Raw genomic sequence first — 25,685 nt, forward strand, 5'->3', positions numbered from 1 at the left:
ACTGTCACCGATGTCCTGATACAGAACTGTCACCGAAGTCCTGAGACATCACACGTCGGGGACCGCGGCAGATGCCGATGGATCTCTACCGCGCCGGCGATCACTACGTCCTCGCGGCCGATCTGCCGGGCATCGATCCCGGTTCGGTCGACGTCGACGTCGACGGTCAGCTCCTGACGATCCGTGCGGAGCGGACCCTTCCGAAGGACGAGGGCGCGCAGTGGATCACGCGCGAACGCACGGGCGGGACCTTCCTGCGCCAGCTCAGCCTCGGACAGGGCCTGGACACCGAGCGGATCTCCGCGAGCTACAGCAACGGTGTGCTCAGCGTGAGGATCCCGCTCAGCGAGAAGGCCAAGCCTCGCAAGATCGAGGTCACCGCTGACAGTCCACCCGCGCAGATCGAGTCCACCGCGACCTGATGCTCCCCCTGCTGCCCGGGCCCGGCATCCCACGATGCCGGGCCCGGGCAGCACCGACCTTCCCACGGCGAGCGAAGGAGTGACAGCCATGCATGACGAGCTCACCGCGGCGGCGGTGCACACCTGGGTGGACGGATGGGCCCGCACCCGGGAGTACGAGGTGGTCCATGAGGGCACCTCGCACACCGTCGGTCCGCGCACCGAGCACGGGGATTCGGAGACCGTCCTGTTCCGCTGGAGCGAGGACGAGCTGCGCAGGGCGACCTCCTCTGTCGCGGGGAATCCGGGTCACCTGCTGACCCTCATCTCCGACGTCGGCGAGGCGCCGCCGGCCCTCGGAGAGACCGGCGATCTCGAACTGATCAGCGATCAGGAGAGACTCATGGTCACCGATATGGAGCTGCAGGACGTCGAGGCCCCGATCGTGCCGGACTCCTGCACGGTCGCCCGCGAGACGTTCGACGGCTGGACGCTCCTCACCGTCATCCAGGCGGGCCGTGTCGTCGCCCGAGGACGCATGGCGGTGGTCGACGGCTGCGCCGTGCTCGACCGGATCTACACCGCCAGCACGCATCGCCGGCGGGGTCTGGGCACCTTCGTCACCCGCACGCTCCTGGCGATCGCCCATGAGCACGATGTCGACACGGGCCTGCTCGTGGCGACTGGACGGGGCGTCGAGCTCTATGAGCACCTCGGCTGGACGCCCCTCGCGGACGTGCGCGTCCTCGGCGCCCCAGGGGCGCGGAACCGGCGCCGGCCCTCGCACGCCCAGATCGACGAGGAGCTCGGCTAGCGCAGCCGGGCGTCGGCGTCGATCCTCGCTTCGCAGAAGCGCCCCGGGTTCCTCACCCGCCTCTTCGGTCGCTGATCGGAGTCACACGAGCATCGCGTCGTACCCGGAACGGAAGTCCGGATGCCGGAGCTCTCCGAGCAGCTCCCTCATCCGCGCCCCGCTCAGCACGGTCCCGTGGCCGGAATCGGGGTCGGCGGCGGGCGGGACCGGCAGGCCGAGCCGGAAGGCGAGGTGGGTGACCACCTCTCCGAGGCGCGCGGGCGCGCCGTCGACCGCGTGCAGCAGCACCGGCGGTTCCGGATGCGCCAGCAGGGCGAGGAGCACGCGTGCGAGGTCCTCCTCGTGGATGCGGTTCGTGCGTCGGCGGTGGTCGACGGGGCGTCCCTCGCGCACCGTGCGCAGCAGCCGATCCCGGCCCGGGCCGTAGATCCCGGCGGGGCGCACCACGATCGCGTCGAAGAGCTCCCTCGCCAGGCGCTCCCCGTTCAGGAGGCTCTGGGCCCGGTCGCCGAGCGGCTGCGGGGCATCCTCCTCGGTGAGCACCGGGGCCGGATCGGCACGGTTCGCGTACCCCTCGAACACCCTGGTGGAGGAGACGAACACGGTCCGGGCGGGCCGGTGGGGCAGGGCGGCGGCCAGGTGGCGCAGCGGGGTCTCGTACCCGTCGGCCCCCTCCGGCGGGGGCAGGGTGATGACCATCGCCTCGCAGGCGGGCAGGGCCCCCTCCAGGGGTGAGGAGAGGTCCGCGGCCAGCGCGCGGAAGCCGCTCGGCACGGCGCCCGGATCTCGGCGCAGCGCGAGCACCTCTCCCCCCGCCTCCAGCAGGGCAGCGCCGGTGCGCCCGCCAAGGCGCCCGCAGCCCACCCACAGCGTCCGCGTCGGGACCGGTCCGCTCACTGCCCCACCTCTTCCTCGGTGAACCTGCGCTGCCTCTCCCGCTGGCCGTGGGTGAGGCTGCGCATATCGGTGTCCTTGTCGAAGCTCGAGCCCAGCGCGCCGGCGACCACGCCCATCGCCGCGCTCAGCCACGCGATGTCCAGATACCGCGCCAGGACGGGCTCGCGGCCGATGACCTCGGCGAGATAGTCCGGAGCGATGACGATGAGCGCGCTGGTGAAGATCAGCACCACCAGGCACACGTACAGCAGCGCGACGATCATCAGCAGCGTGAGCACTGTCGAGAGGTTGTACAGCAGCACCACGCGAGCCAGCCGCTCCTGTCTGGGCGCGTCCCACAGGCGGTTGCCGACGATGAGCCAGGCCGTGATCGTGCACATCGCGAGGATGCCGATCAGCAGCAGCCGCTGGGTGGTCAGGTGCATCGACATCGACCAGATCGAGCTGTAGAAGATGCCGAACGCCCCGGTCGCGGCGGCCGCGGCGAGGGCGCTGGAGAGCTTCGGCGCGGTGCGGAGGGGCTCATTGCCGGCCACCATCCCGGCCACGGTGCGCGCTCCCCCGATCACCCGCGATCCCAGCAGCAGCTGGTGATCGTCGGGGCCCGTCAGCTCCTCCCACTGCGCCCAGCGCCGGGCATAGCGCGAGGCGTCACGCGGTTCTGACGTCGGCGCCATGCGCAGGGTGCAGCGCATCAGCGCATCGAGGATGCGGCGCCGCGTGGTGAGCACCCCGAGCGTGGGGCAGGAGATCACCGCGATGTTGTGCTCGGGGAAAATCTCGGCGATCAGCGGCCTGCCGTCACGCAGACGCGGGATCTCCGTCAGCAGCAGCACGGCGTCCGGGTCGCCGGAGGACCGCGCCTGCTCCAGCACCTCGGACAGGTCCAGCGTCCCATCCGGGCGCAGCCGGAGCATAGAGGTGCGCACCTGAAGGCGGATCGGCGGGTGGTACACCTCATCGAGGTGCTGCTGCAGGGAGTCCTCGATCGACCTCGCCCGGTGCGTGGGCAGGCCGGGGTCGGCGACCAGCAGCACCGTGGCCCCGGCGGCAGGATCCGGCGCGGGGCCCTGTGGCGAGTTCTGCGTCTCCGACATGCGTCCTACCCTGGCAGATCACCCGGTGTGCGGCCAGCCCTGGTGCCGCGGACGCCCAGTGCTCCTGCCCACGAGCACCAGGACACCCCTGCCGACCAGCCGGTCGCTGTCCTCACCGACCCGCTCCAGTACCGGGCCCCGGCACCAGCGCCAGCGCCACGTCCGCGACCATTGGTTGTAGATCCGCACAACCACCGTCGGCCGGCGCTGTCCCCAGATCCGAGGCGGAGCTCACCCTGCCGGGTCTAGGCTCGAGGTCACCCTGCCCTTCGCCCGCCGGCATCGCCGCCGGTGGCCGTGAGGGCTGATACCAGCCGACAGGAGGGACAGCGATGTCCAAGGTCTCGGACGACGCAGCAGCCCAGCTCACAGCGGTGCTGCGCGACGACATGACCATCGCGGTGGGAGGCTTCGGCCTGTGCGGGATCCCCACCGATCTGATCACGATCGTGCGCGACAGCGGGGTCACCGGCCTCACCATCGCCTCGAACAACCTCGGGGTGGACGGCAAGGGCCTGGGCCTGCTGCTGGAGAACGGGCAGATCGCCAAGGTGCTCTCCAGCTATGTCGGGGAGAACAAGCTGTTCATGCAGCAGTACATCGACGGGCAGCTCGAGGTGGAGTTCGTCCCCCAGGGCACTCTCGCCGAGCGGATGCGCGCCGGCGGCTCCGGGATCCCCGCCTTCTACACCCCCACCGGGTACGGCACCCCGATCGCGGAGGGCAAGCCGACGGCCGAGTTCGACGGCCGCACCTATGTGCTCGAGCGCGCGATCAATGCGGACCTCGCCCTGGTCCACGCCCACACCGCGGATCACTACGGCAACCTCCGCTACCGCCTCACCGCCCGCAACTTCAACCCGCTGGCCGCGATGTGCGGGGAGGTCACCTTCGCCGAGGCGGAGCACCTCGTCGAGCCCGGCGGTATCGGCCCCGATGACATCCACACCCCCGGCGTCTACGTGCATCACCTGATACAGGCCACCGCCGAGAAGGACATCGAGCAGCGCACCGTGCGCCCCCGCCGGGTAACGCCCGGGACAGATACGCCACGCACCGAGACGCAGGAGGTGGCCTGAGATGGCCTGGACCCGTGACGAGATGGCAGCCATCGCCGCTGCCGAGCTGCGCGACGGCGACTACGTGAACCTCGGCATCGGCATGCCGACCCTGGTCGCCAACAACCTCCCCGCCGGCGTGAACATCACCCTGCAGTCCGAGAACGGCGTGATGGGGATGGGGCCCTGGCCCTATGAGGGTGAGGAGGATCCCGACCTCATCAACGCCGGCAAGCAGACCATCACCCTGCTGAAGGGCGCGACGATCTTCGACTCCGCGACCAGCTTCGGGATGATCCGCGGCGGCAAGATGGGCACCGCGATCCTCGGCGCCATGCAGGTCACCGGCAGCGGCGACATCGCCAACTGGCAGATCCCCGGCAAGCTCGTCAAAGGCATGGGCGGGGCGATGGACCTGGTCGCCGGTGCGAAGCGGGTGGTGGTGATGATGCAGCACGCCGCCAAGGATGGCTCCGCGAAGATCAAGCACGAATGCTCCCTGCCGCTGACCGGCGTGGGGGTGGTGAACCGGATCATCACCGAGCTCGCCGTCTTCGACGTCACCGAGAACGGGCTGGTGCTCACCCAGCTCGCCCCCGGCGTCACCGAGGACGAGGTCCGCTCCCTCACCGAGCCCGACTTCACCGTCTCCCTCACCCCGGCATCGTGAAAGGTCCCTCCATGCGCTCCAGCGATGACCCGATCGTCGTCCTCGGCTACGCCCGCACCCCCGTCGGCTCCTTCGGGAAGTCCCTCGCGGGCGTGCCCGCCCACATCCTCGGCGCAACCGCCGCGAAGGCCGCCCTCGAGCGCGCCGGCGTCGCGGCCGACGAGGTCGACGAGTGGGTGATCGGCTGCGTCGGCTCCACCGGACGGGACGCGTACATCTCCCGCCGCGTCGCGATCGAGGCGGGCGCCGCCGTCACCTCCACCGCGATGACTGTGAACCGGCTGTGCGGCTCCGGCTTGCAGGCCATCGCGCTCGGTGCCGCCGAGCTGATGATCGGCGAGTCCGACATCGTGGTCGCCGGCGGGACGGAGAACATGTCCGCCCAGCCGTTCCTGGACTACTCCGCCCGCCAGGGCTACACGCTCGGGGACCGGGTGCTGATGGACGGCACCTCGGCGCTGATCACCGACCCCTTCGACGAGGTGCCGATGGGCGTGACCGCCGAGAACGTCGCCGCCCGCTATCACGTCACCCGGCAGGAGCAGGACGAGTACGCACTGGAGTCCCAGCGCCGCGCCCGGGCGGCCCTGCAGGCCGGGTCCGTCGCCGCGGAGATCACCCCGGTGACCATCAGCGGCAGGCGCGGAGACACCGTGGTCGACACCGACGAGCACCCCCGCGAGGTGACCCTCGAGAAGCTCGCCGCGATGCGCACCGTCTTCCAGCGCGAGAACGGCACCGTCACCGCCGGCAACGCCTCGGGCATCAACGACGCCGGCGCCGCGATGGTCCTCACCCGCGCCTCGGTCGCTGCGGAGCGCGGCCTGACCCCACTCGCGGAGCTCGTGGACTTCACCAAGGTCGGCATCGACCCCCAGGTGATGGGCTACGCCCCCAAGCCCGCGATCGAGAAGATCCTGCAGCGCAACGGCCTGCAGAGCGGGGATCTGGGCTGGATCGAGCTGAACGAGGCCTTCGCCGCGCAGGCCGTCCCGATCGTGCGCGACCTGGACCTGGACCCGGCACTGGTGAACCCCCTCGGCGGGGCGATCGCCTGGGGCCACCCGATCGGCGCGACCGGCGCGATCATCTCCGCCCGCACCATCGAGAACCTGCGCGTGAACAACCGCGAGCTGGGCCTGGCGACCATGTGCATCGGCGGCGGGCAGGCCGTCGCCAGCCTATGGCGAGCACTGTGAGCCTGTGGCGAGCACTGTGAACGCCCAGCACGCAGCATCATGAGAGACACAGACCCGTCGAACGAAGGAGTACCCGCTGTGACCACGATCGACTTCGAGGGCGATGCGCCCCAGGTGCCCGCGACCGCATGGGTGGCCCCGAACGCCACCCTGATCGGGAAGGTGACGCTCCGTGAGAACTCGAGCGTCTTCTACAGCTCCGTGCTGCGCGGAGACATGGACTCGATCACGATCGGTCCCGGCAGCAACATCCAGGACGGCTGCGTCATCCACACCGACGAGGGCTTCCCCGCGGTCGTCGGCTCCGGCGTCTCCGTGGGCCACCGGGCTGTGCTGCACGGCTGCACCGTCGAGGACGACTCCCTGATCGGCATGGGCGCCGTGGTGCTCAACGGCGCCGTGGTCGGCGCCGGCAGCCTGGTCGCCGCGGGCGCCGTGGTCACCGAGGGCATGCAGATCCCGCCCGGCTCGCTGGTCGCCGGCGTGCCCGCGAAGGTGCGCAGGGAACTGGACGAGGAGGCCCTCGAGTCTCTGCGGCAGAACGCCCGCACCTACGTCGAGCTCGCCGCGAAGCACCGGGCGGCGATGGCCGGCTGACCTCCGGACCGGTGAGCCGGGAGCCGGGGCCTCGTCTCCGACCCTGACACCGACCCGGACCCGGACCCAGACCCAGACCCAGACCCAGACCCAAGGCTCCTACTCCCCCGTCGGCTCCTCGACGGGTGGGGCAGGAGCATCCGGCTGCGCATCGGGAGCTTCGGGTGCCGCATCGGGAGCCTCGGGCTCCGGAGCCTCCGGAGGCACCTCGGGATCTTCCGGCGGCAGTTCCGGGTCGACGGGCAGCGGTTCCGGATCCTCCGGCGGCACCTCGGGATCCTCGGGCGTCGGCGTGGGGTCGACGGGGAGCCAGGGCGGCGCTCCCCCACCGAGCAGCGGCGGATCCGGGGGCGGAGGCGGCGTCGGCGGACCGGGGGAGGAGTCAGAAGTTGCCACGGGCTCAGCACGCGAGGGATCGGCGCCGCTGACCGGTGGCGCCGCCGGGACCGGGGAGGCGTCGGCCGCATCGCCCGTGCCGGGAGCAGGCTCACCGGCCTCCGGGGCCACGTCGTCCGCCTCGTCCTCCTCCTCGATCGCGGGCAGGAGCGTCGGCGGGGGCGTCGCGGCGGGGTCCTCGGCCTCGAGCGGCTCGGGCTCCACGGAGTGGGGGCTGGCCAGCCCCCGTGCAGGCGTCAGCGCGGTGAAATCGCTGCCTGGGTGCTGGGCGACGAGCACGAGTCCCGCTGCCGCCACCAGCACGGCCACACCCGCCGCCACCGGCACTCCGGCCCCTGCGGCGGCGGCCCTCCACCAGGCCAGCCGATGGGCCGCGCCCCCAGCCTCCCCGGCTCCGGCCACCTCTGCGGAACTGGCCGCCTTGGGCACCGCGCCAGGGGCGGCTCCCTGGTCGGCGAGTGGCAGCACCTCGGCAAGCTCCTCCAGCAGCACCGGAGATTCCAGTACGAGCGGCAGCAGGGCCCCGCGCATGCGCATCGACAGTGACCGCAGGTCACGCAGCGCGACGGAGCAGCGCACACAGTCCGCGAGATGAGCGGACGTCCGCTCGGCGCGCGCGGCACTCAGCTGCCCCCGCTCATACCCGCCGAGGTCCGCGGCGATCTGCCGGCAGGCCGGACGCACCGTCGCCCCGTCCACGTGGGCCTGCAGCCAGGCCGTGCGCAGTCCTTCACGCGCCCGCCGGGACAGCTGCGCGACCGCATTCGGGCTCCGCCGCAGCTGCGGCGCCACCTCGCGCGGCGCCAGCCCGTCCACCTCGGTGAGCCAGAGGATCCGCTGCCACTGCTGGGGAAGCGCACTGAATGCCGTGAGCACCAGGTCGCGATCCAGCTGCTCGCCTCCGGTGACCGCGGCCGACGCTGAGGAGTAGGTGGCCTCGACGGACTCGACATCGTCGACGGAGGCCTCCCGCGTCCGTCGCAGGCGATCGACGGCCTCGTTGTGGACCACGCGCATCAGGTAGGCGGCGAACCTGTCGTGCGGCCCTCCTCCGTCGGTGATCGCCCGCAGGACCTTGAGGAACGCCTCCTGGGCCACGTCCTGTCCGTCATGCGAGCCGACCAGGCGCCGCGCCTGCGCGAGCGCCGCCCCGAGGTGACGACGGTAGAGCGCGGCGTAGGCGCCGGTGTCGCCCGCGCGCACCGCGGCGAGCAGCTCCTCGTCGGTCATGGAATCCTGCTGCGCTGCGACATCGCCCTGGCTGGGATGCGTCATGCTCCGAGCCTTTCTCGAAGGAGGATCTGCCGACGCGATCGGGGAGGCACGGGAATCGTCGCGTCCGCGAACTCCACGCACAGGGGAGATTCGAGTATGTCTGAGCATGGCCGAGGTCACCAGCCTCAGGCCGAGATGTCGCGTGCGTCACATCGCCCGTCATAGAACACTGCGGTGCGCGTGGAGAGGGTGAACGGCACCACGGCGCTGCCGTCGCTCCCCCGGCGCACTACGGAGAACCATGAACAGCTTCGAGATGACTGATATCGACGGTGACGCCCTCACCTTCATCGTCCGCGACGGGAGCACCTGGATCACGTGCACCAGCGGCGCCGACGAGGTGACCGTCGGGCCCTTCCCCTCACACCTGCTGCGCAGGGCCCTGGCCTCAGAGGTGCAGCAGAACGAGCAGTTCACCACGACCTTCCTCAGCTCCTCCGCTCCGTCGAGCGGCGCCGGGGACACGACGCAGGAGGTGCCGGCGGCGCCGGTGGGGGCACCGGGGCAGGTGGGAGCGGCACAAGTGGGCGCGACGCATGTGGGAACGCAGGAGCGGGTCGGAGTGCCGGCGCTCCGCCTGCTCGACCCCGTGAGGGGGAACGCGGATGCCCTGCCTGGGTGGCCGGCGCCTCTCGCCTCCCGGGAAGGCTGACGCTGCCGAGCTCGACCGCGACTCCTCGCCGAAGCGGCCGGTCCGCCTGAGCGAACCGGCCGCAGCCTCCAGCAGTCACGCCTCGTGGTCCCCTCGACCGCTGGGCACGCCCCCTGCCGGCGTCATCAGCCCCCTGCAAACAGGTGCGGCAGCCACAGCGAGAGCTGTGGCAGCGCGGACACGATCGCCACATCGATCACCAGCACCGCGATGAAGGGCAGCACCGCCTTCGACAGCTTCATCATCGAGATCTCCGTGAGGTCCAGCCTCCCAGAACGATTTTCGCCGGAATCTTCGCACCTTCGGAGGGGTTGAGGAGCTCGGGCGCGGCGAAGATGCAGTCCTCGCTCCACTCGCTCGCCGGTGAGTTTGCACCTTCCACCTCCTGCATGGCGCGGTAGCGGGTGGGGAGGTCCGGCGCGCCAGGCGTCGGCGAGACGCCCCAGGTGCCGTCCTCCCCCACCAGGGTGGAGCCGACCTCACGGTGCTCCGCATCGTGGAGGAGCACGACGGCTCCTGGCACCCCCTCACCGAACGGCGCCCGCGAGGGAGGCTCCGACAGCTCGGACCCGCGGCGAACTCCCGCGTATCCTGCCTCGATGGACCTCACCCCCGTTCTCATCGGCGCTCTGCCGAAGGTCGCCCTCCACGATCATCTCGACGGCGGCCTGCGCCCCGCGACCGTGCTCGAGCTGAGCAGGGAGCTGGGCCTCGAGGTGCCCGGCAGCGAGCCCGCAGCCAACGGCACTGCAGTCGACGGTCCCGCAGCCGACGGGCCCGCAGCCGACGGTCGTGCAGACGTCGGTGGCGAGCCCGCTGCCCCGTCGGCCCAGGCAGTCGCCGACTGGTTCCAGGCCGCCGCCGATTCCGGCTCGCTGCCCGCCTATCTCTCCACCTTCGAGCGCACCCTCGCCGTGATGCAGACGCCCGCTCAGCTGCGCCGCATCGCCCGCGAGTTCGTGGAGGACATGGTGGCCGACGGGGTGGTCTATGCCGAGACCCGCTGGGCCCCGCATCAGCACACCCTTGCCGGGCTCACCCTCGACGAGGCCGTGCAGGCCGTCCAGGACGGGCTCGACGAGGGCGTCGCCGCAGCCGCACAGGCCGGCCGGCGGATCGTCGTGGGTCAGCTGCTGTGCTACCTGCGCCATCTCGAGCCCACCGATGATCTGGTCGAGATCGCCCGCGCCCGCCGTGACTCCGGGGTGCTGGGGCTGGACCTCGCCGGGCCCGAGGCGGGCTTCCCCGCCTCCCGCTTCCGGACCCAGTTCGAGAGCGCCCGTGCCGCCGGACTGCGGGTGACGATCCACGCCGGGGAGGCCGACGGGCCCGCCTCGATCGCCGACGCCCTGGACTGCGGCGCCGAGCGGATCGGCCACGGGGTGCGCCTGCTCGAGGACATCACCGGAGACGAGCTCGGCCCGGTCGCCGCGCGGGTCCACCGCGAGCAGATCTGCCTCGAGGTGTGCCCCAGCTCGAACCTGCAGACCGGCGCCGCTGCGGACCTCCCGGCCCATCCCGCCGGCCCGCTGCACCGCCTCGGCTTCGCGATCGCGCTCAGCAGCGACAACCGGCTGATGAGCCGCACGAGCACTTCGCGGGAGATGCTGCTGTCGGCGCAGACGTTCGACTGGACGCTCACGGACCTCGAGCAGCTGGTGCTCACCGGGCTCGCGGCGGGCTTCGCTCCCGCCGCTCAGCGGGAGGCGCTGCGGGACGAGGTCGTGCTGCCGGCATTCCGTGCCGTGCTCGACGCGGATCGGCATCACGACGCGCACCCGCGCCAGGCTGCGAGCGAGAACCCGGAGCAGGAGCAGACGCGGGACCGGTGAGCTCGCGAGGCTCCGCCGGCCAGGGGTTCTGAGCCCCGGCCGACGCGGGCCCTCATGCGGCGCGTCGTGCCGTCCGCTCAGACCGCGGCCGGCTCCACCCGCCGGCCCGGTGCTCCCGGCCGCGTCACCACGGTGCTGGCCGTCTCCGGTGCCCCCTCCGTGCGGAGGTATCGCTCCCGCCAGGCGGCGGCGAAGCCTTCCGCATCGGCCGTCGGAACCAGCGCCCAGACACTGCCGCCGAAGCCCGCCCCGAAGGCGGAGGCCGCCAGAGCGCCGAGCGCCTCGGCACTGTGCACCAGCTCGATCGTCTGCGAAACCTGATTGCGCAGGTGCGTCTGGGCCAGGCGCTGCGAGGTGACAGTCGCGGCGGCGAAGGCGTCGAGATCCCCGTCCCGCAGCGCCGCATGGGCACGCGGCACCAGCACGGCCGATTCGAGCAGGAACTGGTCCAGCCGGTCCCGCTCCACCCCTTCGGCAGCGAGGCGGCGCAGCGGAGACAGCCGCTCATCGCGCGCGAGCGGCGAGGCCTCCAGAGCACCGCCCGCGCTCAGCGGGGCAGTCAGGTCCACTCCGGGCAGCAGCGGGAACGCCAGATCCTGCCCGACCAGGGAGCGCAGCGCCGCGTGCACGGTGGCATCGTGCCGGCCCGTCTGCCGGTTCCACCGCTCGGCGATGGCGGCCAGCAGAGACGGTCCCCGGTTGTAGAGCTCCTGAGCGGCGCCCGTCTTCTCCGCGAGCACACCGCTGACGGCGACCACGAAGGACCACTCCGACGCCAGCCCGACCCGGTCGAGCAGGCGCATCGGGTCGAACTCGGCATAGGAGATCAGACCCTCCTCGCTCGTGAGCATCCCGGTGTGGTCCAGGGAGCCGCCGCTGGTGCCCACGCCCGGCCGACCGGCGAGCGTGCCGAAGCTCTTGCCGTTCTCGATCGAGGCGGCGTAGCCGGCCAGCGCCACCCTGTCCGGCAGCTGGGAGGTCCAGGTCTCACTGGCGGGCAGACCGTTGAGGTCCGCGAGCGCCATCGCGGTACCCGTGATCATCGCCGAGGAGCTGCTCATGCCGGAGGCCGGCGGCAGGGTCGAGGAGATGGTGAGCCGGGCCGGGCGCAGCGGGCCGAAGTTGTCGGTGAGGCGGGCGAGCACGGTGTGGACGTACCGTCCCCAGTGCCCCGCCGGGAGCGTCGGCGGCGTGCCGGCCTCCAGGGGGAGCACGCCGGGGTAGGCGTCGCTGACCGCCTCGAGGGTGCCGGGCCGGCCGGTGGTCTCCTCCGCACGGACGGTGATCCCACGGTCCACTGCGCAGACCAGCACCCGCCCGCCGCCGTAATCGGTGTGCTTGCCGAGCACCTCGATCCGACCGGGCATCGCCCAGGTGACCGGGCCCTGTGTCACAGCGTGACCTCGACGTCGACCAGTCGGCGCTGGACCTCGTCGATGTCCTCGCGGCGCGAGAGGTCCAGGACGGCGCCGGCGAAGGGGAGCACCTGCACCGTCTCGAGCTCCCGCACGGCATCGACGATCTCCAGCTCGCCGCGGGGCGAGGGCGCGATCCGGGCGCAGGCCTCGAAGATCTCCGGTGTGAAGGCGAAGCAGTTCATGCTCACCAGGGCGTCCGGGCCCGCGGCCGCGAGGGTGTGGGCGTCGGGCTTCTCCACGATCCGCTCCAGCCGGTCGCCGGTGCGCTCGATGAGGGCGAAGGCGGCGATGCGGTCGGCGGGGATGTTGCTGCCCTGCAGCAGGGCGGAGCGCTCAAAGCCCAGCAGGGCGTTGCCCTCCACCTGCAGCAGGCGCGCGATCCCGTCGCCGGGGTACAGGTTGTCACCGTTGACCATGATGAACGGCTCCTCCCCCACGGCCTCGTACGCGGAGGCGACGGCGTCGGCCGTGCCCCGCGGCTCCTCCTGCACGGCGAGCACCACCTCGAGCCTGGTGGGGGCGAGCTCGGCGAGATGGCGGCTGAACTCCTCGTGCTCGGGCGCGACCACGAGCACCGCCCGCCGGATGCCGGCGTCGGCGAGAGCGCTGAGCGCGTAGTCGATCAGGCGGTGCTCCCCGATCGGCATCAGCGCCTTGTGGCCGGACGCCGCGGCGGCCGTCTGCTCGGCGGTGAGTGCGGCGGAGCCCTCTGCGCGCATGCGGCTGCCCAGGCCGCGGGCGAGGACGACGGCGGTGGTGATCACGGGGGTGCCCGATGGGGAGGCGCTGGGGGTGGAGGTCATCATGCTCCCAGGTCGAAGTGGTCGGCGACGGTGCGGGAGAGCTGCTGGGCGTCCTCGGCGGTCTCCGCCTCGGAGAACACGCGGATCACCGGCTCGGTGCCGGAGAAGCGGATCGTCAGCCAGGAGTCGTCGGCGAAGTAGATCTTGCAGCCGTCCTCCCAGGAGATCCGGTCGATCTCGCGATCGAAGGCGGGCAGCTCGTGCTCGACGAAGAGTCGTCTCTGCAGCTCCTCGCGGCGCTCGGGGGTGTACCCGTAGGCCGCCTCCTCCATCACCAGCGCCCCGTGCCGCTCCACCAGCTCCGCATAGAGCTGGGAGAGCTTCTTGCCCGAACGGGCGACCATCTCCACCAGCAGACCGGCCGCCTGGATGCCGTCCTTGCCGGGGATGTGGCCGCGCACCGTGAGGCCACCGGAGGATTCTCCGCCGATCACCGCATCGGTCTCGGCCATCTTCGCGCTGATCCACTTGAAGCCGACGGGCACCTCGTGGCAGGTCTCCCCGTGCGCGGCCGCGACTCTGTCCAGCAGGTGGGTGGTGGAGAGGTTGCGGACCACCGGCCCGCGCCATCCCTTACCGGTGAGCAGGTACTCGTACAGCAGCACCAGCACCTGATTGGGGCTGAGGTAGGTGCCCTGGTCATCGATGATGCCAAGGCGGTCGGCGTCGCCGTCGGTGGCGATGCCGAGGTCCGCGCCGTGCTCGAGGACGGCCTGGCGCAGCGGGGAGAGACTGCCCTCCGCCGGCGAGGGCATGCGGCCGCCGAACAGCGGGTCGTGCCGGGCGTTGATCACCTCGACCTCGCAGCGGGCGCTGACCAGGATGGTCTGCAGACTGGTCTGGGCGACGCCGAACATCGGGTCCAGCACGATGTTCAGGTGGGCGTGGCGGATCGCCTCGATGTCCAGCTGGCCGATGATCGCATCGAGATACCAGTTGATCGAGCTCTGCTGGGTGACCAGCTCGCTGCCCTGCACCTCGTGCGGGGCCAGGGAGCGCACGTCCTCGGCGGTCAGGGTCGCCACGTGCGCGGTGAGCTCGTCGGTCACGCCGAGGTCGGCATCGCGCCCGCCCTCGGTGAAGATCTTCAGCCCGTTGTACAGGGCCGGGTTGTGGGAGGCGGTGACGGCGATGCCGTACGCGGCGCCGGTCTGCTGCACCGTCCACATGCACATCGGGGTGGGCACGGGCCTCGTGATCACCCGCACCGGGATGCCGTTGCCGGCGAGGACCTCGATCGCCCACCAGGCCGAGACGTCCGAGAGGAACCGGCGGTCGTAGCTGATCACCAGGCCCCGCTCCACGACGCCCTCGGCATGCATCCGATCGGCGAGCGCCTGCGCGAGCAGCCGCACGTTCTCCCGGGTGAACTCGTCCCCGATGATGGCCCTCCAGCCACCGGTGCCGAACTTGATCATGGTCGCTCCTTCTCCGAGGGGCAGACGGCTGCGCTCGTGCTGCACGGCCCCGTCGCCCAATACGTTCACGTTAAGAACAAAATAGGGTGCTGGGTTCGCAAGTGTCAACCACACGCTGGCTTATGCTGCTCCCCGGACTCCGGAGCCGAGCACTTCTTGCCGCGGAATCTCCACAGCGAGACCATCAGCGGACGCCGTCCAGAGAGAACCGGGAGGCCAACAGCAGCCCCGCGGCTCCCAGCAGGGTGGAGCGATCATCATCGGCCACCGCGGTGAGCCGCGGCAGAGTTCGGCGCCGATTGAGCAGCCCCCCGAGCTCTTCGGTGAGCATTTCTTCCACCACTCGCCCGCCACGGCCGACGTCACCGTGGATCAGGTACCGCTGCAGGCCGAGGACCTGCTCGAGGTCCGCGATGCCCTGCGCAATATTCGCCAAGTACCGGCGCAAGAGGCGCGCCGCGATCACGCTCTGCGCTGCCTGGTCGATAAGGATGGCGCAGGTCATCTCACTCGCCCTCACGAGCCCCGAGCGCTCAGCCTCCCGGCGCAGCCAGGGGAGCGTCGCGACGGTTTCCCAACAACCGATCCTTCCGCACACACATCGCTCGCCGCCCAGATCGACGACCATGTGCCCGACCTCGCCACCCCCGCCTTGTCCGCCACGCAGCACCCGGCCGTCGTGCACCATCCCGGCACCCAGCACCTCCCCGGTATGCAGGGAGGCGAAATCTTGCAGCTCGCGTCCCTCGCCGAACCAGAGGTCGCCGATCGCCTGCACCCGGGGATGGTGATCGACCACGACGGGGACGCCCAGGCGTTCGTGCAGCAGCCGCGCAACGGGCATTCCGGACAGCGCGGGAGCCCGGTAGATCTCGAGGATCACCCCATGGTCGGTCTCGACCATGCCGGCCGCGGCGACCCCGATACCCATCAGCGTGGTGCCGGCGAAGAAGTCATCACAGTCGGCCATGATGCCGCCCACGGGATCCTCAGGATCCAGAAACGAGCGCCGCTCCCGCACGATCTCCCCGTCCATCCGGAGGACCGCCAGATGAAGCCCGTCGCCGGAGATGTAGAGGCAACCCAGCAACACCATGTCGCTGAACCAGAGGGGGCGTGCCGGCTTCCCGGCCCGGCTCGTCCCGTTCCGTGCCGCAGGCCGCACAGGCGCGAGCTCCTCGAGCACTCCGGCCTCGAGCACGGGCTGCACGATTGCAGTAACGGTCGCACGACTGACCCCCAGCACGCGTGCAAGGTCCGATCGGCTCTGCGGGCCGTCCCGATGCAGCAAACGGATCAATCGCGCTCGGTTCGCGGCGCCGAGATCCGCTGCGGTGAGTACCGACGGGTCACTCATCTGCCGCCCCTCCTTTGATGCCCGCGCTTTCTGACACCTGCTGACCCTCTTCCATCACTGCTCCGCTCCCCGAGCCTGGTAACGATCACGTCTCGCCATGAGAACAGTCTGGACGCATCGCGACTTAGTTTGTAGTGTCCTCCAACATATTCCATCGCCCGAGTACACAGGAGTACGGCACATGAGGAACTCCCGCATCGCGATCGTCGGAGCCGGCATCCGCGGACGCATCTTCGCCGAGACCACGCGAGACCATCCGGGCGCTGAGCTGGTGGCCATCTGCGAGCCGAACGCCGCTCGTGCCACCCAGCTAGGTTCGGAGCTGGGTACCGCCACCTTCGCATCGATCGACGACCTGCTGGAGAGCGGCGGGCGGGTGGACGCCGTCGTCGTCGCGACCCCAGACTTCGCGCACGAGCAGCCGGCGGTGACGGCGCTCGAGGCCGGTCTGGACCTGCTCGTGGAGAAGCCCCTCGCCACCACCTCCGAGGAGGCGCAGCGCATCATCGCCGCCGCCGAGCGCGGTGGCGGGCGGATCGTCGTCGGATTCGAGAACCGGTGGAATCCCCTGTTCAACGCCGTGCGGCAGCAAATGCAAAACTCCGATCGCCTCCTCGTTTCGCAGCGGGCGCTGCTCCAGGACACAGTCTTCGTGCCCACGAAGATGCTCAGCTGGGCCGGCCTGTCCAGCCCCGCCTGGTTCCTGATGCCCCACTCGCTGGACCTGGCCACCTGGTTCTCCGGAGCCACCCCGGTGGAGGTCTTCGCCCGCGGCGTGAAGCGGGTGCTCCCCGCACTCGGGGTGGACACCTACGACCGCATCTCAGCGAGCTTCGCGATGTCCGACGGCTCGATCCTGGATCTCGACAGCGGCTGGGTGCAGCCGCTCGGCAAGCCCTCCGTCTTCGAGTTCCGCTTCGAGATCGAGACCGAGGCCGAGGCATACGTCGTCGACATCGACGCCACCGGCGCGCGCCGGTCCACCGCGGAGGCCACGTCGACCATCGGCCCCCTCAGCCATGACCATCGCGGCCGCCCCCAGGGGGTCGCCGCGGACATGATGCGCGACTTCCTCGACCTCGTCGGCGGTGCGGAGCTCGATCTCCCCGGCGCCGCGCACGGTCTGCTCATCACCCGTGCCATCGAAGCCGTCCACCGGTCATTGGAGACCGGCGCCGTCCAGAAGATCACCTCCTGAAGGGAAACGATCCACATGTCCCACACTCCCCGCCTCACATCCCGACGCAGCGTGCTCGGAGCCGGCGCAGCCGTCGGCGCGCTCGGCCTCGCCGCCTGTGTTCCACCGGGTTCGGATCCCGCCACCGGCGGGGGCGACGGCTCCTCGTCGGCCGACGGCGCCCTCGCCCCCGATGACTCCTCCCTCGAAGGCGTCGAGATCTCGATCCTCGACGACAACACCAACCTGGTGTTCAAGGAGGGGCTGATCGAGACGTTCCAGGAAGAGACCGGCATCGTGGTGAAGAACTACGAGATGGCCAACTTCAATGACCTGCACGATCGCTTCGCCACGGCATTCGCCGCACAGGATGCGTCGATCGACGTCGTCATGACCTGGGCCGGCTGGTCCGCCGAGTTCGGCCAGGCCGACTGGTTGCAGGAACTCGCCCCCGAGGCGATCCCCGAGGACCTCATCCGGCCCGCGCTGGACGCCGTCTCCTGGGACTCGAAGGTCTACGGCCTGCCGAAGTTCGCGAGCGTCCAGACCATGTTCTGGAACAAGGAGCACTACGCCGCGGCGGGCCTCGACCCCGACACCGTCCCCGAGAACTGGGACGAGTTCGTCGAGGCGGCGAAGGCCACCACGGTGGACGGCCGCTTCGGCTATTGCTGCGACATCGGCAACCCGGCCGGCGCCTACCAGAACTTCCTGCGGTCGCTGCTGCTGGCCGGTGGCGAGCTGTACGACGAGAACTGGACCCCGCAGCTGGACAGCGACGCGGGCATCGAGGGGCTCACGAAGATGGTCGAGCTCCTGCACCTGCACAAGGTGATGGACCCCGCCTCGCTGCAGATCACCAACGCCTCCGACCTCATCGAGGTCTTCTCCCAGGGCCGCACCTCCGCGGTCTTCAACTGGCCCTTCCAGTGGGCCTCGGCGACCGCCGAAGGTGCGGTGACCTCCTCGCAGACCACCGGGAACGGTCTGATCCCGGGGATCAACATCCGCTCGGCCTCCATCGACGGCTCCGAGGGGTACGCGATCAGCACCTTCTCCCAGAACAAGCAGGCCGCCCTGAAGTGGCTGCAGTTCGCCTCCGGCGCCACCGCCCAGAAGGAGATCGTCGAACAGGAGGGGTGGTTCCCCGTCTCCCAGACGACGCTCGACGACCCTGCGACCCTCGAGGCCCTGCCGGTCGTGGAGACCTTCAAGCAGGCCACCGAGTACCCCATCCAGCGCTACGGCACCCCGTGGTCCAACGAGCTCGACCAGCTGCTCTCGGTGCAGGTCTTCCGCGCCATGAACCAGGAGGCCGAGCCGGCCGACGCGCTGAAGACCGCGCAGGAGGAGCTGCTGCCGATCGTCGAGAAGTACATGGGATGAATGCATGAGCCGCCGCAAACTCACAGCCGGGGAGCGCGGGGACCGCAGATTCGCGATCCTTGCGGCCTCCCCCGCCGTGCTCACCATCGGAGCCCTGTTCCTCTACCCGCTGCTGTACGCGGTGATGCTGTCGCTGTATCAGCTGAACGACAAGATGCCCGGGGCCACCCAGTTCGTCGGGCTGTGGAATTACGCGCAGCTCGCGATCGACGACAACTTCCGTGAAGCCCTCGGACGGACATTCGTCTTCTCCCTGTTCACGGTCTTCGGCGGCGTCGCCCTCGCGGTCGCCATCGCCCGACTGCTGCAGCACCCCTTCCGCGGCCGAAACATCGCTCGGGTCCTGCTGCTGGTGCCGTGGGCGGTGCCGCCGGTCGTCAACGGCATCATGTGGAAGCTGATCTTCGATGGCACCTACGGGGTCGCCAACGCGGCTCTTACGGGAATCGGCGTCATCGACGTCCCGATCCAATGGCTGGCTGACCCGCAGCTGATCATGGGCGTGCTCATCTTCTCCGAGGTCTGGAAGCTCACTCCGTTCCTCGCATTGATGACCATCGCCTCGATGCAGGCGATCCCCTCGAACATCTACCGGGCCGCGGCCATCGACGGTGCCGGCGGCTGGGCCCAGTTCTGGAGGGTGACCCTGCCAAATCTGCGAGGCACGCTGATGTTCCTCTTCATCGTGCAGTCGATGTGGTCAATCAAGGTGTTCGACACGATCTACGTGCTCACCGGCGGTTCCGGCGGGCCCGCCGAGGCAACCACGACGATCAACTTCCTCGCGTACCTGACCACGTTCAGCTACCTGGATCGCGGATACGGCGCCGCCATGTCGATCACCATCATGGGCATCGTCATCGCAGTGACGATCTTCTGGATCCTGGTGCTCGGCCAACGAAAGGAGAAGGCATCGTGACCACCGCTGCGTCTGCTGCACCCGTCACCCCGCCGGGAGGCAAGGCGACCCCCTCCCGTGCCCGTCACCCCGCTCCCCGTCGACGGGGTCTGGCCGGGACGGTGTTCCACCGGGCGCTCGTGGGACTGCTGATCCTCTACCTCGCCGTTCCGTTCGGCTGGATGGTCATCTACAGCATCTTCCCCTCGAGCAACCTGCGTTCCGACCGCATGGATTTTTCCCCTACGGACCTCACGCTCGCGAGCTACGTCGGTCTGCTGTCAGACAGCTCGTTCGTGATCCCGATCCGCAATTCGCTGATCGTGGCGACGGTGACCACTCTGATCTGCATGGCGCTCGGCTCGCTGTGCGCGTACGTCTTCGCCCGGTTCCGGTTCCGGGGGCAGCAGACGCTGCTGCTGGGGATGATGGCCGTGCAGGCGATCCCGGCCGTGGTGCTGGCTGTGCCGCTGTTCGTGCTGCTGCGGGCATTCGGCCTCTACGACTCGATGCTCGGCATGATCCTCACCTACACGGCGTTCATCCTGCCGCTGGTGATCTGGATGATGGTCAGCTTCTTCGAGTCGATCCCGATCAACCTGGAGAAGGCCGCACGGATCGACGGATGCACCCGGCTCGGCATCGTGCGCCGCGTCGTGCTGCCGCTCTCCGGCCCCGGTTTCGCCGCCACCTCGATCTTCGCGTTCATCACCGCATGGAGCGACTTCTTCCTCGCGAAGGTCCTCACCTCGAACAACACTCCGCTTCTCCCCGTACGCACCGCCGCGTTCCAGGGCCTCTTCGCCATGGACTACACCGCGGCGGCGACCGCCGGTGTGATCACCGCGCTGCCGGTGCTGGTGCTGGCGCTCGTCGCCCAGAAGTGGATCGTCCAAGGAATCACCGAAGGAGCAGTGAAGGGCTGATGGCTCAGATTGAACTGCAAGGGGTCAGCAAGAAGTACTCCCCAAAGGATGACCGCTATGCGGTCGAGCACCTGACCTACACGATCCCGGACGGCAGCTTCGTCTCGCTGCTGGGCCCCTCCGGCTGCGGGAAGTCCACGACGCTGAACATGATCGCCGGCCTCGAATCCGTCACGGACGGGTCCATCGTGGTCGATGGCCGGGCTGTCGAGGATCTCGAGCCGCACAAGCGCGACCTCGCGTTCGTCTTCCAAGACTACGCGCTCTACCCGCACCTGTCCGTGGCGGACAACATCGCCTTCGGTCTGAAGATGCGCAAGATGCCCAAGGTCGAGATTGAGCAGCGGGTGCTCGAGGCCGCCACGAAGCTCGAACTCGAGAACCACCTGCGGCGTCGCCCGAAGGCGCTCTCGGGCGGGCAGCGCCAGCGGGTGGCTCTCGCACGTGCCATCGCCCGTCGGCCCGGCGTGCTGCTCTTCGACGAGCCGCTGTCCAACCTGGATGCGCTGCTGCGGGACAAGACCCGTGCCGAGCTCAAGCTGCTGCATGCCGACATCGGTGCCACGAGCGTCTATGTCACTCACGATCAGGAGGAGGCGATGAGCCTCTCGGACTACATCGCGGTCATGAGCTCCGGGCGCCTGGAGCAGTACGGGACGCCCACCGAGATCTACCGGACGCCGGCGACGGAGTTCGTGGCCGGATTCGTGGGCAAGCCGCGGATGAACATCTTCGACGCGACCGTTGCGGGAGCCCATCGGGTGCGCCTGGCAGGAACTTCCCTCGAGATTGACGTGCCCGACGCCGAACTGGGTGACCGCACCTCGGTGCGACTGGGGCTGCGGCCCACCGAATGCACTCTCACCCCCGGCTCGGAGGAGGACCACGACGGCAGCATCCTCGTGGTCGAACCCTTGGGCAATGCCACCGATGTCATGGTGCGCATCGCCGACGGGGTGTTCATCGTGCGCGAGCCCGGATTCTCGACGTTGACCCCGGGAAGTTACGTGCACCTGAACGCGCGCGGAGCCGAACCCCATGTTTTCGATGCGGGGACGGGAAGCAGGATCTGACGGGCACCGGGACGTGCCGGGCTGCCCTTGTGCAGCGCACTCTACAGAGCGGTGCCCACCGGGTGACTTGCAGCTGCGGAATACCGGTCAGATCCTGGCGGCCACCGTCACGGGCGGGGCCAGCAGCGGATCCTCGAGCACCCGCTCGAGCGCCACCGCCGCGCCCCCGGCCGCCGCCGCCTCCAGCCCGAGCACGGAGCCGCTCACCTCGACCCGCCCGTCCGCGGCGAGCAGACGCTGGTCTAGAGCGGCCTGCACGGGGCGGACGAGCAGGTCCGCGAAGTAGCCGAAATATCCGCCGAGCACGATCGCCTGCGGGTTCAGCACGTCCACCAGCACCCCGGCGCCGCGAGCGAGATCCATCGCGAGGCTCGTGAAACGATCTTGCAGGCGCGGATCCCCGGCGTCGAGCAGGAAGCGGATCCGCTCGAGCCGCTCGTGCATCGGCAGGCGCCCGGACCGGGCGGGGTCCTCCGGGTCGAGGGCCGCGAGGACGGTGTCGAAGCCGACCATGGTCTCCCAGCAGCCGCGTCGCCCGCACCGGCACCGCTCTCCTGCCGGATCCAGGCCGATGTGCCCCACCTCGCCGGAGAAGCCGGACCAGCCGCGGATCAGCCGGCCCTCCGCGATGATGCCCGCACCGACGCCCATGTCGCCGGTCAAGTAGATCAGGTCCGTGATGCCGCGCCGGGCGAGACGCGGCGCCTCGGCGAGGGCGGACAGCTTCGCGTCGTTCTCCAGGGCGATCACCGGATGGTCGGCACCGAGCCGCGCCGCGAGCTCCTCGCCGACCGGTACATCCGTCCAACCCAGGTTCGTCGCGACGCGCACGGTCGCGCCCTCGTAGTCGATAGGCCCGGGTGGGGCGATGGTGGCCCCGACGACCCAGAGGCCCTCACGCGCTGCGGCCTCAAGGGCCCCGCGTAGCTGCTCCGCGACGAGGTCCATGACGGGACCGGGCGGATAGGACCTTCCATCAGTCGCCGAGCGATCGACAATGTGGGGCGTGGGGACCGACGAGGTGAACCGCGCCTGCCCGGCGAGATCGCGCAGGCTGACGGCGAGGTAGTCGACGTTGAGCTCGAGCCCGATCCCCGCCACATGGTCCGGGTCGATGCGCACCTCGGTGCCGGGACGGCCCACGGTGCCTAGGCGCTCGACCTGCCCCTCTTGCACCAGCCCGCGCTCGACGAGGTCACCGACCAGCGAGGTCACCGAGGCCTTGGAGATCCCGGTCTCCTGGGCGAGTGTGGCCCGGGAGCGCCCGCCGTTCTCGCGGAGGTGTCGCAGCAGCACGCTGAGATTGGCGGAGCGCATCGCGGCGTGTCCCACCGGCTCTGCTCGGCGGCTCCCGCGCCTGGCCTCGGGCGAAGGCCTGCCCTGCGACATCATGGGTTCATGGTATGCGCTGAGCGCGACGTGCCGCCGTGGCTGGTGGCCAACGTGCTGGTGGTGGGCACGCGGGGTGCGCGCGGCCGCGCGATGGAGGGTCCGCTCGCGGATTTTGTCTCCGGACCCGCCCGCGAGCTGCCCCGGGTGCCGGGGCAGGCCGTGTACCCGCACCCCGAGCCCTCCACGGTGCCGCTCGCGCTGCGCATCGGCGCCGCGCTGCACCACGTGCTGCACGAGCACGTGGTGATCCTGCCCCTCGAGCACCTAGGCGTCCCGCATGTGCACCGCGATGACCGGGTTCAGGTCAACGTGCTGGGCAATGCGGCCGACGGGGTCGTCCACATCACCTACCAGGTCGGCTTCCACGACCCGCAGGATATCCGCGTCGCGCTGCGCATGGCGATCGCCCATCACGGGCGTGCTGCTCGCGAGCATCCGGGCGATGCCGCCTCGGACCGCATGGCATACGTCCCCGAACTCGATCTCGATACCGACGAGGCGACCTACGTGCTCTCGATCCTGCGCCTCCAGCCCTGGCAGGACCGCAGCATGTCCGATGGCAGAATGTCCTGTTCCGGCAACTGGATCGCGCCTCGGCCCAGCGCACCCAGGTGCTGCACTTGCCCACCACCCGCACCGTGGTGCTGGGCGCGGAGACCGAGCTGTAGGGAAGCTCGGCAGGGCAACCGTGCCCGGCGAGCGGGGCGAGGCTGGCGGAGCGGAGCAGGCGGCTCAGGCCCCGGCGACGCGGTGCAGGATCTCGAGGTAGCGGCGGGCGAGCACGTCGTCATCCGCATGCTCGGCGACCCAGTCCCGGCCGCTGGCGCGCACGCCGGCGCGGGAGCGATCCGCAGCAAGCCCCCGCCACAGCGCGGTGAGCGCTTCGACGTCCTCCGGCGGGAGCACATCCCCCGCGCCGGCCTCGCGGACCACGTCGGCCGCCTCGCCATCCAGCAGCGCGGTGATATGCCGGCCGGTGGCGAGCATCTCGTAGAGCTTGGAGGGGACGGTCCAGGCGAACGGCGCCCAGTCCCGCAGGGACACGATGACGGTGTCCGCCCAGGCGTACTGGTTTCCGACCTCGCGGTGCGGGATGCGGGGGATCACCTCCACCGGGGCGCCGAGCTCGTAGGCCAGCGCCGCCAAGGCGGCCGCCTCGACCCCGTGCCCCACCATCCGCACCTGCACCTCCACGCCCTGCTCGTGCAGCGCCGCAGCCGCGCGGACCACCGTGTCCAGGCCCTGGGAGCGTCCCATGTTCCCCAGGTACAGGCACCGCAGTTCCGGGTGATCGCCGGGAAGATGGTCGCGCTGCGGCCGGACCAGGGAGAGGTCGGTGCCGTTGCGCACCACGCGCACCACCCCCACCCCGCGCTCCCGCAGGACGTCCGCGAAGCGTCCGGTGGTGGTGACGACGGCGCGGGCCCCGCTCTGCCAGCCGGTCACCTTCTCATGCACCTCCCCCTTCGCCAGCGCCACCGCCCAGGACAGGGCGCGGCGCAGCGCGCTGGTGTGCACGGTGTGCGCGGCCTCCGGACTGAGCGCGCCGACGGGGCCGACGTGGGTGACCAGATCCGGCCACGCATCCCGCATCTCGACCACCAGGGGCACACCCCACAGCGACGCGAGCGTGCGCCCCACCATCAGGGTGGGGATCGCCGGGGCGGTGGCGATGATGACGTCGGGTCGGGTGCCGGGGCGGGAATAGCGGTGCCGGAGCCGGCGCAGCGCATCCGCTGCCGCGATCAGGTGATCAGCGGTGCGGGAGGCGATGTCCGCACGGTGCGGGAGGAAGGCGGTGCGCAGGATCGTCTCGCCGTGCCGACCGGCCTCGACACCGCCCACCCGGTGCATCCTGCGCTGTGTGGGCGTGGGGCGCCCGCTCGGGTAGTGAGGCACAGGGGCGGCGACGGTGACCCTGTGACCCGCGGCGATGAACCGCTGCACGAGCGCCGACCAGCGTCGCTGCGGCGCCCCGAACTCCGGGGCGTAGTAGTGGGTGAGCAGCAGCAGTCTCATGCGTCCTCGGCCGCCTTGCGGGCACCTCGCGTGGCAGGAGCGTCGACGTCGGCATCATCGGTGGCGAGCCCGAGGGCCTCCGCAGCCTCACGCAGCATCTGCGGGGTGGCGTGACCCGTGTCGGGAGGCCGCAGCCCGGACGTGGCGGTGGCGGTGTCGATCCGCAGCCGCACCACGTCCGCAGGCTGAGAGCCTGCGGCCTCGGCACCGTCGGCGGGGTCAGTGTTGCCGGCGTCAGCGGGCCCGGCGTCAGTGGGCCCGGCGGAGTCGACGGGGTCATTGCCGTCGGCCGGGTCAGCGCCGTCGGCCGGGTGTTCGGCGGGCAGGGCGGCGATCGCGGCCGAGGGGATCAGGACGCTGCGAGCGCTCAGCTGACGCGGCATCACGGTGATCGCGGCGAGCTTCCCACCGGAGTCCTGCTGGTAGATGTCGCGCACGCGACCCACGGTCTTCCCGTCGCTGCCGAGCACGGTCATCCCTGCCAGTCCCTGCAGGCGCAGGCGCCGTTCGGCCTGGCTGGTCCGCTCTGGACCGTCGGTCGCGGCCCGCTCTTCGGGTCGGCCTCCCGGCACCAGCGCCGCGGCACCTTCCTGCGTCCGGGCGACGCCCTCACGCACGGCAGAGTCGGCCCCTGGCGCGGGAATCCGGGGGTCTGCCGGACCGGAGGCAGGGTCCTCCGATGTCGCGCCAGGTCTCATCGATTTCTTCCGCAGGAGATCACAACCTGGGAGTCTACCGACCGGTCCCTTCCCGCCGCGACGTCCCGGCGAGATTGTTACCGCTCAGCATCCTGCCGCAGCACCGTCATCCCTCGCGGACCTGCCCGCGGAAGCGTGAACTTCTGCGCCGCTGAGGACCGGTGTGGGCGGCCGCACCAGTCGTGTGATGTCTCAGGACTTCGGTGACAGTTCTGTATCAGGACATCGGTGA

24 protein-coding genes and 1 pseudogene are annotated in these 25,685 nt (G+C 70.4%); 14 read left to right on the plus strand and 11 right to left on the minus strand.

Annotated features, from left to right (window positions below; translation table 11 throughout):
• Positions 1-47 precede the first annotated feature (47 nt).
• Together ACTH43_RS15190 and ACTH43_RS15195 are read left to right on the plus strand one after the other, a co-directional pair.
• Entirely contained in the window at positions 48-422 is a 375-nt protein-coding gene (locus tag ACTH43_RS15190; RefSeq protein ID WP_441445762.1) for an Hsp20/alpha crystallin family protein, read from the plus strand.
• A gap of 88 nt (positions 423-510) precedes the next feature.
• The gene (locus ACTH43_RS15195) at positions 511-1,215 is read left to right on the plus strand and encodes a GNAT family N-acetyltransferase (RefSeq protein ID WP_441445740.1); all 705 of its coding nucleotides are present in this window, start codon (positions 511-513) and stop codon (positions 1,213-1,215) included.
• Positions 1,216-1,296: 81 nt separating this feature from the next.
• On the opposite strand, the gene ACTH43_RS15200 is transcribed toward ACTH43_RS15195, so the two are convergent.
• Together ACTH43_RS15200 and ACTH43_RS15205 are read right to left on the minus strand one after the other, a co-directional pair.
• The gene (locus tag ACTH43_RS15200) at positions 1,297-2,112 is read right to left on the minus strand and encodes a sugar nucleotide-binding protein (protein ID WP_345075460.1); all 816 of its coding nucleotides are present in this window, start codon (positions 2,110-2,112) and stop codon (positions 1,297-1,299) included.
• A complete protein-coding gene (locus tag ACTH43_RS15205) occupies positions 2,109-3,209 on the minus strand; it encodes a hypothetical protein (RefSeq protein ID WP_441445741.1) in 1,101 nt (366 codons plus the stop codon). The genes ACTH43_RS15200 and ACTH43_RS15205 overlap by 4 nt, the downstream gene beginning before the upstream one ends.
• Before the next feature lie 332 nt (positions 3,210-3,541).
• Between ACTH43_RS15205 and ACTH43_RS15210 the strand changes: the two genes are divergently transcribed.
• From ACTH43_RS15210 to ACTH43_RS15225, 4 genes are read left to right on the plus strand one after another with little or no spacing between them, the layout of a single operon-like run.
• Positions 3,542-4,288 (plus strand): CoA transferase subunit A, encoded by a 747-nt coding sequence (locus tag ACTH43_RS15210; RefSeq protein WP_441445742.1) that lies wholly within the window; start codon positions 3,542-3,544, stop codon positions 4,286-4,288.
• A gap of 1 nt (position 4,289) precedes the next feature.
• Positions 4,290-4,937: a CoA transferase subunit B gene (locus ACTH43_RS15215; protein ID WP_441445743.1), complete on the plus strand. Its 648-nt coding sequence runs from the start codon at positions 4,290-4,292 to the stop codon at positions 4,935-4,937.
• 11 nt (positions 4,938-4,948) lie between these two features.
• Positions 4,949-6,136 carry a thiolase family protein gene (locus ACTH43_RS15220; RefSeq protein ID WP_441445744.1) on the plus strand — a complete coding sequence of 396 codons (1,188 nt, stop codon included), beginning with the start codon at positions 4,949-4,951 and terminating at the stop codon, positions 6,134-6,136.
• 39 nt (positions 6,137-6,175) lie between these two features.
• Positions 6,176-6,733, plus strand: coding sequence for a gamma carbonic anhydrase family protein (locus ACTH43_RS15225; RefSeq protein WP_441445745.1), 558 nt, complete (start codon positions 6,176-6,178; stop codon positions 6,731-6,733).
• 99 nt (positions 6,734-6,832) lie between these two features.
• On the opposite strand, the gene ACTH43_RS15230 is transcribed toward ACTH43_RS15225, so the two are convergent.
• Positions 6,833-8,404 (minus strand): sigma-70 family RNA polymerase sigma factor, encoded by a 1,572-nt coding sequence (locus ACTH43_RS15230; protein ID WP_441445746.1) that lies wholly within the window; start codon positions 8,402-8,404, stop codon positions 6,833-6,835.
• 241 nt (positions 8,405-8,645) lie between these two features.
• On the opposite strand from ACTH43_RS15230, the gene ACTH43_RS15235 reads away from it, so the two are divergent.
• A complete protein-coding gene (locus ACTH43_RS15235) occupies positions 8,646-9,056 on the plus strand; it encodes a hypothetical protein (RefSeq protein ID WP_441445747.1) in 411 nt (136 codons plus the stop codon).
• A gap of 241 nt (positions 9,057-9,297) precedes the next feature.
• On the opposite strand, the gene ACTH43_RS15240 is transcribed toward ACTH43_RS15235, so the two are convergent.
• Entirely contained in the window at positions 9,298-9,564 is a 267-nt protein-coding gene (locus tag ACTH43_RS15240) for a hypothetical protein (RefSeq protein ID WP_441445748.1), read from the minus strand.
• Between the two features lie 91 nt (positions 9,565-9,655).
• Here ACTH43_RS15240 and ACTH43_RS15245 point away from each other — a divergent pair, with 91 nt between their 5' ends.
• Positions 9,656-10,888 carry an adenosine deaminase gene (locus tag ACTH43_RS15245; RefSeq protein ID WP_441445749.1) on the plus strand — a complete coding sequence of 411 codons (1,233 nt, stop codon included), beginning with the start codon at positions 9,656-9,658 and terminating at the stop codon, positions 10,886-10,888.
• Between the two features lie 77 nt (positions 10,889-10,965).
• On the opposite strand, the gene ACTH43_RS15250 is transcribed toward ACTH43_RS15245, so the two are convergent.
• From ACTH43_RS15250 to ACTH43_RS15265, 4 genes are all read right to left on the minus strand, one after another.
• Positions 10,966-12,282, minus strand: coding sequence for a galactokinase family protein (locus ACTH43_RS15250; protein ID WP_441445750.1), 1,317 nt, complete (start codon positions 12,280-12,282; stop codon positions 10,966-10,968).
• On the minus strand, positions 12,279-13,112 hold the full coding sequence (locus tag ACTH43_RS15255; RefSeq protein ID WP_441445751.1) for a sugar phosphate nucleotidyltransferase: 834 nt from the start codon (positions 13,110-13,112) through the stop codon (positions 12,279-12,281). The genes ACTH43_RS15250 and ACTH43_RS15255 overlap by 4 nt, the downstream gene beginning before the upstream one ends.
• Positions 13,109-14,527 (minus strand): phosphoglucomutase/phosphomannomutase family protein, encoded by a 1,419-nt coding sequence (locus tag ACTH43_RS15260; RefSeq protein ID WP_441445752.1) that lies wholly within the window; start codon positions 14,525-14,527, stop codon positions 13,109-13,111. Before ACTH43_RS15260 ends, ACTH43_RS15255 begins: the two co-directional genes overlap by 4 nt.
• Before the next feature lie 184 nt (positions 14,528-14,711).
• Positions 14,712-15,884, minus strand: coding sequence for an ROK family protein (locus ACTH43_RS15265; protein WP_441445753.1), 1,173 nt, complete (start codon positions 15,882-15,884; stop codon positions 14,712-14,714).
• 181 nt (positions 15,885-16,065) lie between these two features.
• On the opposite strand from ACTH43_RS15265, the gene ACTH43_RS15270 reads away from it, so the two are divergent.
• From ACTH43_RS15270 to ACTH43_RS15290, 5 genes are read left to right on the plus strand one after another with little or no spacing between them, the layout of a single operon-like run.
• Entirely contained in the window at positions 16,066-17,082 is a 1,017-nt protein-coding gene (locus tag ACTH43_RS15270) for a Gfo/Idh/MocA family protein (RefSeq protein WP_441445754.1), read from the plus strand.
• 15 nt (positions 17,083-17,097) lie between these two features.
• Positions 17,098-18,447: an ABC transporter substrate-binding protein gene (locus ACTH43_RS15275; RefSeq protein WP_441445755.1), complete on the plus strand. Its 1,350-nt coding sequence runs from the start codon at positions 17,098-17,100 to the stop codon at positions 18,445-18,447.
• Positions 18,448-18,451: 4 nt separating this feature from the next.
• Positions 18,452-19,366, plus strand: a complete 915-nt coding sequence (locus ACTH43_RS15280; protein ID WP_441445756.1) for a carbohydrate ABC transporter permease — start codon at positions 18,452-18,454, stop codon at positions 19,364-19,366.
• Positions 19,363-20,271 (plus strand): carbohydrate ABC transporter permease, encoded by a 909-nt coding sequence (locus ACTH43_RS15285; RefSeq protein WP_441445757.1) that lies wholly within the window; start codon positions 19,363-19,365, stop codon positions 20,269-20,271. Before ACTH43_RS15280 ends, ACTH43_RS15285 begins: the two co-directional genes overlap by 4 nt.
• Positions 20,271-21,344 carry an ABC transporter ATP-binding protein gene (locus ACTH43_RS15290; RefSeq protein WP_441445758.1) on the plus strand — a complete coding sequence of 358 codons (1,074 nt, stop codon included), beginning with the start codon at positions 20,271-20,273 and terminating at the stop codon, positions 21,342-21,344. Before ACTH43_RS15285 ends, ACTH43_RS15290 begins: the two co-directional genes overlap by 1 nt.
• Positions 21,345-21,431: 87 nt before the next feature.
• Here the strand turns inward: ACTH43_RS15290 and ACTH43_RS15295 are convergent, their stop codons facing one another.
• Positions 21,432-22,736, minus strand: coding sequence for an ROK family transcriptional regulator (locus ACTH43_RS15295; RefSeq protein ID WP_441445759.1), 1,305 nt, complete (start codon positions 22,734-22,736; stop codon positions 21,432-21,434).
• Between the two features lie 90 nt (positions 22,737-22,826).
• On the opposite strand from ACTH43_RS15295, the pseudogene ACTH43_RS15300 reads away from it, so the two are divergent.
• Positions 22,827-23,225, plus strand: a pseudogene (locus ACTH43_RS15300) (KUP/HAK/KT family potassium transporter); the annotation flags it as partial.
• A 243-nt stretch (positions 23,226-23,468) separates the two neighbouring features.
• Here the strand turns inward: ACTH43_RS15300 and ACTH43_RS15305 are convergent.
• A complete protein-coding gene (locus tag ACTH43_RS15305; protein ID WP_441445760.1) occupies positions 23,469-24,755 on the minus strand; it encodes a glycosyltransferase family 4 protein in 1,287 nt (428 codons plus the stop codon).
• Positions 24,752-25,372: a PRC-barrel domain-containing protein gene (locus ACTH43_RS15310; protein WP_441445761.1), complete on the minus strand. Its 621-nt coding sequence runs from the start codon at positions 25,370-25,372 to the stop codon at positions 24,752-24,754. The genes ACTH43_RS15305 and ACTH43_RS15310 overlap by 4 nt, the downstream gene beginning before the upstream one ends.
• Positions 25,373-25,685: the final 313 nt, after the last annotated feature.

It is taken from the genome of Brachybacterium sp., assembly GCF_052095815.1.
Lineage (GTDB): Bacteria > Actinomycetota > Actinomycetes > Actinomycetales > Dermabacteraceae > Brachybacterium.